This is a genomic window from Flavobacterium sp. PS2, from assembly GCF_046250155.1.
Lineage (GTDB): Bacteria > Bacteroidota > Bacteroidia > Flavobacteriales > Flavobacteriaceae > Flavobacterium.
In genome coordinates, this window is sequence record NZ_CP176426.1 from 4,736,004 (window position 1) to 4,749,231 (window position 13,228).

General features: G+C 28.4%; 15 protein-coding genes. 5 read left to right on the forward strand and 10 right to left on the reverse strand.

Translation table 11 applies throughout. The features are described from left to right. Positions 1-268 precede the first annotated feature (268 nt). The 6 genes from ACJ6WR_RS20505 to ACJ6WR_RS20530 form a co-directional block, all read right to left on the reverse strand. Positions 269-838, reverse strand: a complete 570-nt coding sequence (locus ACJ6WR_RS20505) for a pentapeptide repeat-containing protein (RefSeq protein WP_039119274.1) — start codon at positions 836-838, stop codon at positions 269-271. 99 nt (positions 839-937) lie between these two features. Then, positions 938-1,432 (reverse strand): DNA-deoxyinosine glycosylase, encoded by a 495-nt coding sequence (locus tag ACJ6WR_RS20510; RefSeq protein WP_409416325.1) that lies wholly within the window; start codon positions 1,430-1,432, stop codon positions 938-940. Positions 1,433-1,440: 8 nt separating this feature from the next. Then, the gene (locus ACJ6WR_RS20515; RefSeq protein WP_409416326.1) at positions 1,441-2,298 is read right to left on the reverse strand and encodes an EamA/RhaT family transporter; all 858 of its coding nucleotides are present in this window, start codon (positions 2,296-2,298) and stop codon (positions 1,441-1,443) included. A 121-nt stretch (positions 2,299-2,419) separates the two neighbouring features. Next, entirely contained in the window at positions 2,420-2,869 is a 450-nt protein-coding gene (locus tag ACJ6WR_RS20520; RefSeq protein WP_409416327.1) for a GNAT family N-acetyltransferase, read from the reverse strand. 499 nt (positions 2,870-3,368) lie between these two features. Then, entirely contained in the window at positions 3,369-3,866 is a 498-nt protein-coding gene (locus ACJ6WR_RS20525) for an SRPBCC domain-containing protein (protein WP_039119269.1), read from the reverse strand. Next, positions 3,863-4,183, reverse strand: coding sequence for a helix-turn-helix transcriptional regulator (locus ACJ6WR_RS20530; RefSeq protein WP_039119268.1), 321 nt, complete (start codon positions 4,181-4,183; stop codon positions 3,863-3,865). The genes ACJ6WR_RS20525 and ACJ6WR_RS20530 overlap by 4 nt, the downstream gene beginning before the upstream one ends. Positions 4,184-4,479: 296 nt before the next feature. Between ACJ6WR_RS20530 and ACJ6WR_RS20535 the strand changes: the two genes are divergently transcribed. The 5 genes from ACJ6WR_RS20535 to ACJ6WR_RS20555 all read left to right on the forward strand — a co-directional run bounded on the left by ACJ6WR_RS20535 (position 4,480) and on the right by ACJ6WR_RS20555 (position 10,217). Continuing rightward, positions 4,480-6,624 carry a glycoside hydrolase family 104 protein gene (locus ACJ6WR_RS20535; protein ID WP_409416328.1) on the forward strand — a complete coding sequence of 715 codons (2,145 nt, stop codon included), beginning with the start codon at positions 4,480-4,482 and terminating at the stop codon, positions 6,622-6,624. A 2-nt stretch (positions 6,625-6,626) separates the two neighbouring features. Next, positions 6,627-7,511: a hypothetical protein gene (locus ACJ6WR_RS20540; protein WP_409416329.1), complete on the forward strand. Its 885-nt coding sequence runs from the start codon at positions 6,627-6,629 to the stop codon at positions 7,509-7,511. A 66-nt stretch (positions 7,512-7,577) separates the two neighbouring features. Further along, a complete protein-coding gene (locus ACJ6WR_RS20545) occupies positions 7,578-8,354 on the forward strand; it encodes a hypothetical protein (RefSeq protein ID WP_409416330.1) in 777 nt (258 codons plus the stop codon). A 102-nt stretch (positions 8,355-8,456) separates the two neighbouring features. Then, a complete protein-coding gene (locus ACJ6WR_RS20550) occupies positions 8,457-9,362 on the forward strand; it encodes a hypothetical protein (protein WP_409416331.1) in 906 nt (301 codons plus the stop codon). After that, entirely contained in the window at positions 9,363-10,217 is an 855-nt protein-coding gene (locus ACJ6WR_RS20555; RefSeq protein ID WP_409416332.1) for a DUF3828 domain-containing protein, read from the forward strand. A gap of 196 nt (positions 10,218-10,413) precedes the next feature. Here the strand turns inward: ACJ6WR_RS20555 and ACJ6WR_RS20560 are convergent, their stop codons facing one another. The 4 genes from ACJ6WR_RS20560 to ACJ6WR_RS20575 form a co-directional block, all read right to left on the reverse strand. Continuing rightward, positions 10,414-10,857 carry a hypothetical protein gene (locus tag ACJ6WR_RS20560; RefSeq protein ID WP_409416333.1) on the reverse strand — a complete coding sequence of 148 codons (444 nt, stop codon included), beginning with the start codon at positions 10,855-10,857 and terminating at the stop codon, positions 10,414-10,416. Positions 10,858-10,955: 98 nt separating this feature from the next. Beyond that, the gene (locus tag ACJ6WR_RS20565; RefSeq protein ID WP_409416334.1) at positions 10,956-11,441 is read right to left on the reverse strand and encodes a hypothetical protein; all 486 of its coding nucleotides are present in this window, start codon (positions 11,439-11,441) and stop codon (positions 10,956-10,958) included. 336 nt (positions 11,442-11,777) lie between these two features. Beyond that, positions 11,778-11,975 (reverse strand): hypothetical protein, encoded by a 198-nt coding sequence (locus tag ACJ6WR_RS20570; protein WP_409416335.1) that lies wholly within the window; start codon positions 11,973-11,975, stop codon positions 11,778-11,780. 182 nt (positions 11,976-12,157) lie between these two features. After that, positions 12,158-13,120, reverse strand: coding sequence for a hypothetical protein (locus tag ACJ6WR_RS20575; protein WP_409416336.1), 963 nt, complete (start codon positions 13,118-13,120; stop codon positions 12,158-12,160). Between the last annotated feature and the right edge of the window lie 108 nt (positions 13,121-13,228).

Below are 13,228 nucleotides of genomic sequence, written 5' to 3' on the forward strand. Positions count from 1 at the left end.
CCGAAATGTCGAGATAGGACTGAATTCTTTTATTTCTATCTAACTCTTTGCGAAAGGAACGCGGATAATACTGATTTACTAAAAGTAAAGACGCAGATAAAAACAGATTTCTCCCTTTCCGTCCTGAAGCTTCAGAATCGATATCACCATTGTTAAAAAAATCCGTTTTTATCCGCGTTTTCGCCATAGCGAATCCGTTTAATCCGCGTTCCTTTCTAGACAATTTAAGTTAGTAACTATAAAACACACACATTTTCTTGAAATCTGTTTAGCTTACTATAATATCATGTTTAAAAAGCAATCCTTTTACTTCCTTTAAGGTAAAAATAGCTTTTTTGAGTTTTACTCTAGATGGGTCGATGGTATAATTATAACTAGTTTTAAAGTCAGTTTTGTTTGCAATAGCTTTATCAAATTCGGCACGATATAAGTCGCAATTATCAAAAATTACATTTGTAATATCGCTTGCCATAAAATCGACAGCAACCAAACTGCAATCGGTAAAGGAAGTTCCTTTTATCTTTAAAGTATAAAACTTAGAAAAATCGAGAACACAATTATTAAAATTTACTTCAAAGATGAGTTTGTCACACATGGCAAAATTCACATCCTTGATTTCACAATCATTAAAAGTAGCGGTTCTAAAAGCGACATAGTTTATTTTGGCTTCGCTAAAGATGCAATTATTAAAAACACAATCGATAAAAGTAACGGCTAGAAAAGTACAGGCAGAAAAATTGCAATTGGTAAAAGTACAAGATTCAAAATCCTTGAAATTCGCATCATCTATGTTATAAGTGATGTCTTTATATTCAATATCAAGGAAATAGTCAGTCATGTTAATTAGTGATGGAAAAAGATAAAAAGTGAAATGTAAAAAATGAAAAGATGATACAAATAAACGAAAATATTTATTGTAGAATTCAAGATTTGGTTTTTAAATTTTTTGCTGTAATTCCAAAATAATTTTCCATTCATTTAGTTTAGAATCGAATGACTTTCCGGCATTTGCAGGACTGGTTGACGGAAGCGTAATAAGTTTGTAATCGTTACTTACTTTAATATACTTTTTAAAAAATGCGGCTGCTTTTTGTCCATTAAACAAGATAGTTTTAATGTCAGGATGTTGTTTCAAGAAAGTATCAAAATCATTTGTTATTTCATTCTTAATGGCGCTATCAAGACTTCCAACTCTGTCACAGTATTTTAAAACATCCCATAATGCGATGTTGTTTTTTATTAAGATTTCTTTTTTAGCTTCATAAACATCAGTAGAATCTTCATTGAAAACGGTGAATAGTATTTTCCAGAAGTTATTTTGTTTATGTCCATAGTATTGTCCTAACTCCAAAGATTTTATTCCAGGCATAGTTCCCAGAATTAAAACAGAGGCATTTGGTGACGATATGGGATCAAAAGAATAACTTTCCATTATTTAGCTTATTTACTATTTTGAGAAATCACAATTAAAACAATGGCTATTAACGCAAGGAAAAGCCCGAGATAATTTAGCTTAGTTTGTTTCTCTTTAAAGACTAAAATACCAGTAAGACTTCCTATAATGATTACACCCATATTCATTCCTGCAAAAACAGTCGACGGATTATCGGCAAATTCCTTATGTGCTTTTAAGTAAAAAAGAATATTACCAAAATTAAGGATACCAATTAACCCTCCAAAAAGAATATTGTTAGCAGTTAGTTTTACTTTTTTAATAAGAGTTTGATAAAGAACTACTACAATCATTATCGTCATTGAGATTGCAAAAATTGCAAACAACGAGGTAGTGTAGGGAAGGTCGGTGTGAGTTGCTATTTGCTTAAAAAGAATATCAATTACTCCAAAACCTAATAATACAATTGCAGGATAAAACCATTTATTAGTGGTCTTGTCTGCGGGTTTATTCAGGATAAGCAATAGGGCAGGAAATCCAATTAAAAGCGCAGTTATTTTAAGAATATTAAATTCTTCTTTAAATAATAACCAAGCAGCAAGAATAGGTATAAATAGCGAAAGGCGTTGTGCAGCATCGGTTTTTACAATCCCCATATGTTTTATAGACAGAGCCAAAAAGAGAAATATAGAAGGTAATAAAACCCCAATCACAATGTAAAGATTCCATGGTGCAGCAGCTGTAATTGCAGTAATATCTGGGCTAAATGATATATAACAAAGCGCCAATGCAAAGATGTAATTGTAAGCGACAATTTGGATATTATTAGTATCGTATTTTCGTGCTATCTTAAATAAAACACCAACACTTACACTACATACAATACTTAAAATTAGAAATAACATATATTTTTTCTGGTTTATTTTCGATGAAATTATTCGCTACCAAATTTACTTCTATTTTAATTAAAAAAAGCCTTCAAAAACGTATGTTTTAGAAGGCTTTATATTTAGCTGAAAATCAGGTTTATTTAATAAAATCCATTTCGAGATGATCGATTCCAGCATCTACAAAATAATTATCAGTTTCTTTAAAACCATTTTTTATATAAAATTGTTTCGCAACAACCTGAGCGTGCAAGTATATCTTTTCTTCCAATTTTACATCATCCAGAATTTTAAGCAATAATGCTTCGCCAATACCTTTTCCTCTATAGTTTTTCAGTACCGCAATACGTTCTATTTTAGTTCCTTTTTCTGTTTTTCTATATCTCGCTGCACCAGCAGGCAACTCATTATAAGTAGCTAAGTAATGAACAGATTCGTTGTCATCCATCGATTCGCGTTCTACCGATACATGTTGTTCCTCTACAAAAACTTGTCTTCGTATAAAGAACGCAAGATCTATTTGATCTTGGTTATCGATTTGTTCAGTCTTAATTATATTGGTCAAAGTTGCGTTTGATTTATTCTCCATTTTAATTGATTTATGCTGTCAAAAAATAATTTATATGCAAATATACGTAGTTGACTACATATATTCAAAATCAATAAGAAAATTTTAAGTTTTATTAATACAGCAAGCAATAATCTTTCCTGTAAAACAATATTAAATAAATAGAAGAGTCTATTTTCAGGAGCAGAACAAGAGTTAGTTAATATCAACTTGAGTCCCGCTGTACACTATATCTTTTCATGGCTAAAGGAGCCATAAAAAGGATGCCGTTCCCATCGGGGCTAGGAGGGAAGATTATTGATTCTATCACCTTTTTTAAGCTTGTTTTTCAATAGGATTTCTATTCCTGCAAGGTTTTTTTCAACCTTGTAGGTATAATTTTTACGAACTATAAGATTTCGTATTATTATCTTAAGAGTCCCGAAGCTTCGGGATAAAACCTGTTAGGCATCTTATTAATTATCATACCTACAAGGTCAAAAAAAGACCTTGCAGGAGATTTATATAAATTAAGCATAAATTACTTTTGAGATAAAGTCCCTAATAATTTTTCTAAGTTATCAATAGACATTGTAAAGCCTTCCTTAAAGCCCATTTCAATCATTCTCTCCAAACGCTCCAGAGATTCATTTACAATAGTAATGCTCACTTTTGTTATGCCGTTTTGTTCGCTAAAATTGTAATCCCAATCAGAACCGGGTATTTCTTTATTTTCATTTTCGTCGGCAAAAGTATTGTACATTTTAAAATTAGTCTTTGGAGTAATCGAAGTGTATTCCTGAACAGACCAGCGTTCCAGACCTTCGGGACTTACCATAGCATAAAATCTTCGTCCGCCAACTTCAAAATTCATGTGTTTTGTTTTAGCTGACCATGGTTTAGGAGCAACCCATTGATCCAGAAGTTCTGGTTTGGTAAAAGCGTCCCAAACCAGCGGAAGTTCCGCATTAAATTCTCGGTTTATGAATACCGTTTTTATGGATTTGTCAACGGTAAAATCAAATTGTAAATTTTTCATTTTTTCTGATTTTTAAGTGTTAATAATACTTCGTCGAGTTGATTAAATTTAGTTTCCCAGATTTCTCTGAATTGGTTTAACCATTTATCAATCTCTTTCATTTTTTCAATTTCGAGTGAATAATAAATTTCTCTGCCTTGTTGTTCCTGTTTTACAAGTTCGCATTCGGTAAGTATCCTTAGGTGTTTAGAAACAGATTGTCGGCTAGTGTCAAAGTTCTCTGCAATGGCGTTGGGAGTCATTGCTTGTATGGCAAGTAAGGCAATTATAGATCGCCTTGTTGGGTCGGCTACTGCCTGAAATATATCTCGTCTCATATTACTTAAAGTTTAAAATAAGAAACCAATCAGTTGCAAATTTACGCGCAACTATTCGGTTTCGCAAATTTTTAGATGATTATTTTTTTTAAGAGCTGACAATCTGATTAATATGAATTTCTGTCTCAATTCTGGACACTATATCTTTTCCTTTCTAAAGAAGGGGTAAAGTATGTCGTGTTGAGGGTATCTATAAAGTAAAATGTAATTTTGTAATATAAATATTATTTTAATTAAATAATTGTTTATAATATCGTATAATTAATCTTGTATTTATTTTAAAAATATAAATGGATATGTCAAACTTAAAGATATTTGGAAATCCCAATCCAGTAGTAGGAGTCAAAGAATATTATTCAATAAATGATTTCTTTGGAGATTCATCTTCTAAACAAAATATTCTACCAGAATATCAAGTTGCATCTAATGATCAAGTAAAATGGTCTGTTTGGATATTTGATAAAGGTTCTTGGCGAAAAACGAAAGAAAATAATAAAACAGGAATAACAGTAGATTATATTTTTTATCAAAAAAGCCTTATTCGTGAAGGGATAAAACTATCAGTTGAAGTTAATGGAGAAAAAGCTATTTTTGATATAAAGCCACTAAGAGCATCGCAAGCCAAAATAGTGCATGTTGATTTGTTAAATGCTAATTTAAGTAAGCCAACAAAGCCGTTTGTTTATGGTGATTGGATTGTTGCTCGTGTGCATTGTGTCGGGATGGACAGGTTCTCTATAAAGGCTACTTTATGGGAAGATGATGGAGGTAAAACTAAACAAAACACTACTAACGTAAGAATACAAGAAAAAATAGGAAATGTTTTAAACGGTATAGCTGATGTTTCGTTTTATTTAGATCCTAGTAATGCCTGGCTTGCTAATATGAAACTAGCAGAAGGAGATACTAACGAAGGCGAATATCATGAGTATTATGTAACAGCAGAATTTTTAGAAAGAAAATTAAAAAGAGTACCTAGTTTAAACACTAATGTGCCTAATCCTGATTATAAACCAGAAGTAGTTATAAAACAAACTCCTGCAGAGAAAAAAGGCCCATCTAAAAAAGAAGAAAAAGGAATAAATAAATCTGAGAATAAAGTTTATGACTATCATGAAGCGAAAGTAGCTATAAAACCTACAACAGACTTTAATCCTGTCTGGGAAAAAATTAATAGTTTGATGAAGGTTAATACGGATAATAATTGGTGGAAGAAGAAGGAGGAAAAGAAAAACGGTATTTGTGAGAGTGAGGCAAGAGTTCGAGCTTTTATGAGGATGTTGAGGGTAAAAGAAGATACTGTCGGCGATTCTGGTTACGAAAAAAATGTAGGAGGGAAATCTTTTATAAAAGATTATAAAAAAGATTGGAGTACACATCCTAAAATTTCCATATACATTAAACGAATTAATAAAAATTCTAATGCAGCTGGTGCATATCAATTTATGGGAGATACTTATGATGAAATTATTAGAAATTACGGTAAAAGATATAAAATTTCAAATTTCACAAAAGAGTCTCAGGATAAAATGTGTTTAATATTAATGAAGCATTATTACAAAGATGATAGACCAAATAGTTTTTATAATCCCGAAAGTGTTGAATCTAAAGAATGGAGAAAAAGGTTTAAAAATCAGCAAGCTGACATTATTCAATTAATTATTGATGATGATATTAAAAGAGCTGCATTGCTTTCTAGTTTATGTTGGGCTAGTTTACCTGATTCTCCTTATGGTCAACAAAGCTCTTTATATACTTTTATAGACGTAAAAAAAATATACGATTCCTATTTAAAGGAAGAGTTAGTTGCAACAAGTAATGAGCTTTATCTTAAAAAAGGGTTTTTAAAAGAATTTGGATATAGTTGTTGTGATGGATATAGTAATTCAAATACTGGATGTAGCGATAAAAGTGATATTGATTTGAGAAATAAAATGACCTTTTATGCCCAGAAGACAAGTACAGATTGTAATATTACTTGTAGAAAAATCATGAAAATTATTGATATTTACCCAGAAAATCCAACAGAACAAGATGGTGAATCATATTACCAAACTGCATTGGAAACAAAAGATAGAAAAGGATTAACATTAAATATTGATAATTTTAAAAAGGGAATCAACTATATTGATAAGTCTTTAGAAGAAGGATATCCTATAATGGTAGGTGTTCATCATTCAAATATTTATAAATATAATGAAACCAGTGTCCCAACTACAGATCATTATGTAATAATTGTAGGGAGATTTTGTGATAACAATGTATTAAAATACAGATTTTGGGATGTTGGAACAAAGAATGGAGAAATAAATGATTATAAGTTTACAAAACATGAAGATAAATTATATTCAGACGAGATTTTTCATAAAGGTAAATCATATGTTGTTAGTCAAATTAGGAGAAATAAAAAAATAGATGATAATTCATTAATTACATTTTAAAAATGAAAAAAGTAAAAAAATATATTATTGGAAGTTTGATATTGCTAATGTTCTCTTGTAAAGGTCAAGATAAGAATGAAGTAATAAATAATTCAAATAATCAAAAAGTTAATGATTTAAAGGGGATTACTTTATTAGAAGTTGAGAAAACGGATAGTTTGTATACTGTTTATAATAGATGTGACGGAGGAAATGGTGTATTAAGAATTTCTGAAAAAGAATTTTATTATTACCATCCACAAGAAGGAGCTTACTATAATATTCAAAATGTTGAAAAAATAAATAGCAATAAATATAAAATCACATCTGATGGCTATTATTTTTTTAAGAATGATAAATTAATTCCAGAAAACAGTGTTTGGTCATTAACTAAAAAAAATAATCTGTTATGGGAATTCGGAAAAGAGTCGAATAAAAACAAAGTATTATTATCAGATAGTTTAAATATAAAAATTGGGAAGATAGCCTATAAAATGCAGCCTCTTAGTGAATGTTCTGAAAATAATGAAGAGGAAGTAAAAGGTGAAAATTTAGTTGGTAAATGGGGGACAAATTGCGAAAATCCAATTGGAATAGTAATAAAAGAAAATGAATTAATAATGTGTGTTGAGCCTAATGTTTATTATATACACTTGACTAAGATTAATAAAAAAAAGGAGGACAAAATTTTAAAATATAAATTAAAAGGATTTGAAGGAATTGGATCTAAAGATATAAATGCTCAAAGTTATTTTAATGATAATGAAATTGCGATTGTAAAATTTTTAGAGGATAACAAAATAGAATTTACTTGGTTAGGCTTTTATAACAAAGTGAATAAAGAAAGACAAAATACAGAATCACTTATTAGTAATGAGAATCCAACTATTCTAAAAAAATGTTATTAATGAAATGATGGTTTATGTTTTAGATTTCGCGATTTATAAGTACGAGTGTTCATTAAAAAGTAGACTATGAAAAACATTTTTGTTTGTTTATTTGTTATGATTTTTATTGCCGTTGGTTGTAAAAAAGATATTGATAAAGAAGTTGGAGGTAAAGAAAAAGATGGATTACTTGAGAAAAATATAAATCCATCTAGTAATCTAAAAACTGATTGTTACCAAGTTATTATTGATTTAATAAAAAGTTCAAACTTTAAAAATCCTTTTAAGGATAATTTGAAAATTGAGATTGAAAATAATAATGGGGTTAATATGAAACTACGTTTGTTTGATGCAAATGATAAGTCTGAAAGTACCATTGGTTGGATTGTTTTTGATGCCGAAAACATGAGACTTTTAAATATTACAAATGATATTAAGAATCCTATAAAATTGACTTTTGAGCATAAGTTATGGAATAAAATTATTGAATGTTTTTTTGATAATGATAGAAGTTATTATTTCGAAGAAGATGATAAACCATTAGGAAAAGAAAATTGTAAAACCACTACTAGAGAAATGGAAACAACTCAAGTATGTATTTTTGAAAACACTAATATAAAAGATATTTATGATAGATTAATTTTGAATAAAGAGATAAACGATTCAGAATATTTAAGTAAAGTTTTTCCCGAATCAAATCAGAATATTGTGATAAATGAAAAAGGAATTATAAATATTGAATACAAAATAATGACCTCAAAAAAACTAGAAATTACTATGAATTATGAAGGAGGGGTAACAACTCTTGAAATAATTCAGATTAATAATAATGTGAAAAGAATTATTACCAATAGCGCTGATTAATCTAGATTTTACATTGATAGAGGAGATTTGCAACCATGATGGATTATGGTTGGAGAAGAATTAGGAAGATAGTTTCTTAACAAAGTAATGTTGCTATTAATTATGAAAAAAATAATTTTATTACCAATACTATGTTTAATGATTTCTTGTAAAGAGAGTAAAAAAAATACTTCCTTATCAAAGGACATTTCAAATAAAGAATATTCAATCTTAAAAAAACAAGATACACTTATAGAAAATATTTCAAAAAATTGTGATGAAGCACAAGAAAGAAATATTTACGACTATAATTTATGTAAAGAGTGGAAAATACTTGATGGATCTCAAATAAAAGAGATTTTAAAATCAGGAGAATTAGGGGATGGAGGAGAAGGAGATTCTCGAGCACTTCATTATACTTCATCAGATTTTCCGATTTGGATAACGGCTGATATGATTGTAGGAAAGCAAAAGTATGAGCTAAAAATCAATGGTGGTTCCTATTTTTACTTAACAAATGATAAAAATATCACGTTCCTTTATTTTTGCAAAAATAATAAGTACAGAACATCTTTTATATCTGGAATAGGAACAGAAGATGATGAATTATATGAAAAACTAAAAACTAAAAATTGGGATAAAATAAATTCTCAAAAAACAGATTTAAACTTGTGGCAAGGTAATTACAATTTTGATAATGGAAATTTTGAACAAAGCTATAAAAGCTATCATATTAAAATAGAAAAAAACACTTGTATTTTGTATCAAGATGACTTACCTGCATGTGAGATTGAATGTATTGTAGATAGGCATGGTAATGAACTATTCTTATATATAAAATCAGAAAAATTTAAAAAGTCACCATATGATGTCTCTTATGTTGAATCATTATCGGAAGGAGATTATTTATTAAAGATTATCAAACGAAATAATAAATTTTATATACAATCTCCTATAATAAAATATTGGAATGAAAAGAGTAATACATTTGAAAAGAATATAGAAATAGAAAGCGAAAAGATAAATTAAATGAGAAAAATTATAATATTATTTTTATGTTTTGCAGCATGCAAAAAACACACACCATCAATTAACGAAAGCATAAAAAATAGAGATACTTTAATAATTGATAGCAATGATTTTGGGGCTAATATGTTAAAGGATTTCTATTATTCATGTTATTTAGATGATGGAGTAATTAATGATAAAGATCTTAAAAGAAAATTTGTTTCAACAACTATTTTAGAAAGAATAGATAGTTTAAGAAATGGAGAGAATCTTATTTTAGATTACGATCCATTTATAAAAGGACAAGATTATAGCCACAATGCGATTAAAAATACATTAGAGATAAAACCTTTAAAAAATAAAAATGAATTTAGAGTAAGTTTTTTTTTATTTGATGATGAAAATGAAAAAAAGATTAATGTAGATTTTTTATTAGAGAAAAATGAGAAAGGAGATTTTGTAATTGCGAGTATTCTAAATGATAAATATCTAAATATAAAAAGAGTAGATAAAAATTTAGATGCTGCTAATAAGATAGACTCTGGTGAGAGTTTAAGTAAATGGTTTGGAAACTATAAAGGTTCATTTTTGAGAATGAAAGACGAATCGGCAGATCCGAGAGGTTGGGCTACAATTAACATAAAACTGAGTAAAGATTCTCTAAGTTTTTATTTATTCAGCTATTTAGAGGAAAAGAATTTAAAATTAAAGCTAATTAAAGCTAACGAAAAGAGTATAACTCTAAATATGGGAAATAATAATACTCTAAAAATAAATAATAGAGGAAGTAAAAATAAATATACTTTAGAAAGTTCCTATATAAATAATTTATTGGGAGAAAGAAAGATTGTTGAATTATCTAGAAAAAAAATTTAAGATGTGATTCCCGCAATCTCAGCTGACGAGAGGGTCTCGCTCGTGAACGCAATCTAAATTTAACAAAACGAATATTGGCTCTTTAAGTTTTTTTTGGTAAACTATTACTAGTTTTTTTATTTTAATTATTGCCATTCTTTGCGTTCATGAGCGAGACGCTCGGGTTCACAGAGGGGATTTAATAGGTCATTTAATTTTATTTATCCTCAATAATTTTGTACCTCTTATCTTCAATAAATAGTTCTTTAGGTGTGGATTTATCAGGAAACTCAAATAATACAATTCTATCAATTTCTTTTTTGGGTTTGATTTTCGTTTTTGTATCTGTAAAATAGGCTTGAAATTTTAAGAATCTATATAAAGTATCTTGTTCAGACGAAATGTATACTTCTGCAAAATCAAAAATGCAATCTTTTTCACCTTCGTTTTTCAAAGTAAGTTTTAATTTGACAAATTTCATCCCTTCTGCAGCTTCTATTGGTATTCGTGGCATTAAAGGTATTGGATCACCAGGTCTCATATAGTCTTCAGAAACCTTCTTGAATTTAATACTCAAACCTTCAATACTATTATTTTCAGCTTTAAACCCAGTGATGATGATGGAAAGTATTAGTAATATTGCTATTTTAATTTTTGTCATTGATTATATTTTTATCATAGAATGCACAGCGCACAATTTCAAATGATATTTTCGTTGTTGTAAAGACTTTGAAAAGTGTGGTTAATAGTATAAGATACTTATTTGATCTTTCGATTAATGTGTACGATAATTGGATTTTTGCCGTCTAAATCTCTTTTATTGCGCCCAAATAAACCAATTTCTACATCATTTGGTTTTTCTGGTTTTAATTCTTTTGGATTTACGTAAGTATACATTCCGTATCCATGTCCTGAAACAACCCATCCTTCAGTTTTATTTAAGTGTGTTACACCAAAATCTCCTGCCGAGCCTCCAACATGAACGGGACCAAATTCTTTCATTAATTTCATAGCTTCATTTTCTAAATTCGGAATTGAGTCTGCGTTGTCAAATATTATGTATGTTCCATTTTTAAACAAAACCCAATCCTGAAATTTAGGATTAATAGCAAGTTTAACTTGATTTAGTAAATTAGATTCTATCATCTTATTGATTTTTTGATTGTCAACTTTCTTTTTCTCTGAGTTTCCACAATTAAATAAAAAGAAACTTAAAAGAATAAGTATTGTTTTAAATTGTTTCATATATAATTGGTTATTGTATTTTTAGAGCAAGTGTTTGTCTAGTGAAGCTACTGGATTTTCTGACAACAATATTAGAACAATATGTTTTAAAAACAAAAGGAGATTTGGATAAAGTAGAAATGGATTATAGCAATGTGTACCTGTACTAAGTCGGGAGACTTCGTACAGAGCAGAGACGCATAAATTATGATGATATTTTCTTTTTTAAGAAAACTTCGGAGAACTGGGTTTAGTGCAGCACATGAATTTTAAGAATATTTTTATGCTAAATGTAAGACTTATAAGAACGAGACAAAAAAAGCAGCTCATTTTTTTGCATGAATGAGCTACTAAAAATTAAAATTCTTTACGATAAATGTATTTCAGATCAATCCATTGGTGATCATTTTCTCCATTTTCGTTTACTTTTAGTTCTAACTTTTGATTTTGAATATCAATACTAATTACTTTCCAATAAAGATCATAGTTAGTAATACTTGGATGATTAAAAAAAACAGAATCACCTACTGTAAAATCGTTAATAGTATAGTTCATAAATTTCATTTTAAGATTATATGTAAAGGTCAAAAGGTTTTTTATGAAAAAAAAATATATTGGAAAATATTTTTTTTATTTAATTTTAGCTTTTTGAATATTCATAATAAGGATCTGACTTTCTCTCGCAAAGTTTCATAATATTCCTTTTTTTAGGATGACTTCAGAAAACTGGAAAATTATTAAACTTCATTCATTGTTTTTCTAACTTCATCGTATCTAAACGTTATATGATGTTGTTTTACATTCAATATAGTATCATTATTCTCATCAATTGATCCATATACAAAAACATATAATCCTATATTTATGTCATTTATGTCATTTTTAAAATCTATAATTGCTTCATTAAATAATGTGTTGTATTTATTCTTCAACCTTGATAAAACATGTTTAGATATTGCCTTTTTATCAATTTTTATTGAATAATTGTATATTATGTTATCTGATTTATTTTTAAATCCAAGTAGAGTAAAAAAAACGTTATCGGAATATTTATCGAAAATATTTTTATTTTTTTCTGATAGCATAATCCTGCCATAAAATATTCGATCATTTTGCAAACTTGATGGCTCTGTATGACTTTCTATACGTTTGAAAAAAAATCGGTATGGGATTTTTTTACCATTTATTTCTATTTCAACATCTCTATTATACGGAAATCCTAAATACCAATCTACAATTCTATCGATGCTTTGAACTCTGTTTTTTCTATCAAATTTGAGATTTTCACCATCAAATTCATATACTTTTGTTATTCCTCCACGACCAGTAACTCCTTCATCGTCATTATTTCTTGCTTGAGATGTTTTTTTTTCTTCTGCTTCACCATCATTTTCATTCAAATTAAAAACTGAGGGATAACCAATTTTATTAATTTGTGTTTTATTTAATTTTCCACCTTTCCCTTTTTGATATAGTTCATTTAAAGTTGCATATTCGCAAGTTTCTATGTGTTCTTTATTTCTATATTTTTTAAAATGGGGTTTTCTAAGTTCTCTTTTTTTTATGCAACTTGGTGCCATTGGCACAGAACATTTTTCGTCAATACAAATAAACTCAAGTTCTTTATAATTTGGATAAAGTTTCAGTAAAGTTTCAGCCATAACAATCTCGTTAGTACTAATAATTCTTGCTCTATTCATAAATCAAAAGTTTAGTTGTTTTATTTAATGCCTAATTTGTAATGTCCTTATTAAAAATTATAATAAATCAAATCTAATTTTTTGATTTATTATAATTTTACGGAAAAC

Bases quoted from the DNA above. Each gene is read 5' to 3' on its own strand.
- ACJ6WR_RS20510 (WP_409416325.1), bottom strand. From the start codon at position 1,432: ATGGAAAGTTATTCTTTTGATCCCATATCGTCACCAAATGCCTCTGTT.
- ACJ6WR_RS20530 (WP_039119268.1), bottom strand. From the start codon at position 4,183: ATGAGACGAGATATATTTCAGGCAGTAGCCGACCCAACAAGGCGATCT.
- ACJ6WR_RS20555 (WP_409416332.1), top strand. From the start codon at position 9,363: ATGAGAAAAATTATAATATTATTTTTATGTTTTGCAGCATGCAAAAAA.
- ACJ6WR_RS20535 (WP_409416328.1), top strand. From the start codon at position 4,480: ATGTCAAACTTAAAGATATTTGGAAATCCCAATCCAGTAGTAGGAGTC.
- ACJ6WR_RS20525 (WP_039119269.1), bottom strand. From the start codon at position 3,866: ATGAAAAATTTACAATTTGATTTTACCGTTGACAAATCCATAAAAACG.
- ACJ6WR_RS20540 (WP_409416329.1), top strand. From the start codon at position 6,627: ATGAAAAAAGTAAAAAAATATATTATTGGAAGTTTGATATTGCTAATG.
- ACJ6WR_RS20550 (WP_409416331.1), top strand. From the start codon at position 8,457: ATGAAAAAAATAATTTTATTACCAATACTATGTTTAATGATTTCTTGT.
- ACJ6WR_RS20570 (WP_409416335.1), bottom strand. From the start codon at position 11,975: ATGAACTATACTATTAACGATTTTACAGTAGGTGATTCTGTTTTTTTT.
- ACJ6WR_RS20520 (WP_409416327.1), bottom strand. From the start codon at position 2,869: ATGGAGAATAAATCAAACGCAACTTTGACCAATATAATTAAGACTGAA.
- ACJ6WR_RS20565 (WP_409416334.1), bottom strand. From the start codon at position 11,441: ATGAAACAATTTAAAACAATACTTATTCTTTTAAGTTTCTTTTTATTT.
- ACJ6WR_RS20575 (WP_409416336.1), bottom strand. From the start codon at position 13,120: ATGAATAGAGCAAGAATTATTAGTACTAACGAGATTGTTATGGCTGAA.
- ACJ6WR_RS20515 (WP_409416326.1), bottom strand. From the start codon at position 2,298: ATGTTATTTCTAATTTTAAGTATTGTATGTAGTGTAAGTGTTGGTGTT.
- ACJ6WR_RS20545 (WP_409416330.1), top strand. From the start codon at position 7,578: ATGAAAAACATTTTTGTTTGTTTATTTGTTATGATTTTTATTGCCGTT.
- ACJ6WR_RS20505 (WP_039119274.1), bottom strand. From the start codon at position 838: ATGACTGACTATTTCCTTGATATTGAATATAAAGACATCACTTATAAC.
- ACJ6WR_RS20560 (WP_409416333.1), bottom strand. From the start codon at position 10,857: ATGACAAAAATTAAAATAGCAATATTACTAATACTTTCCATCATCATC.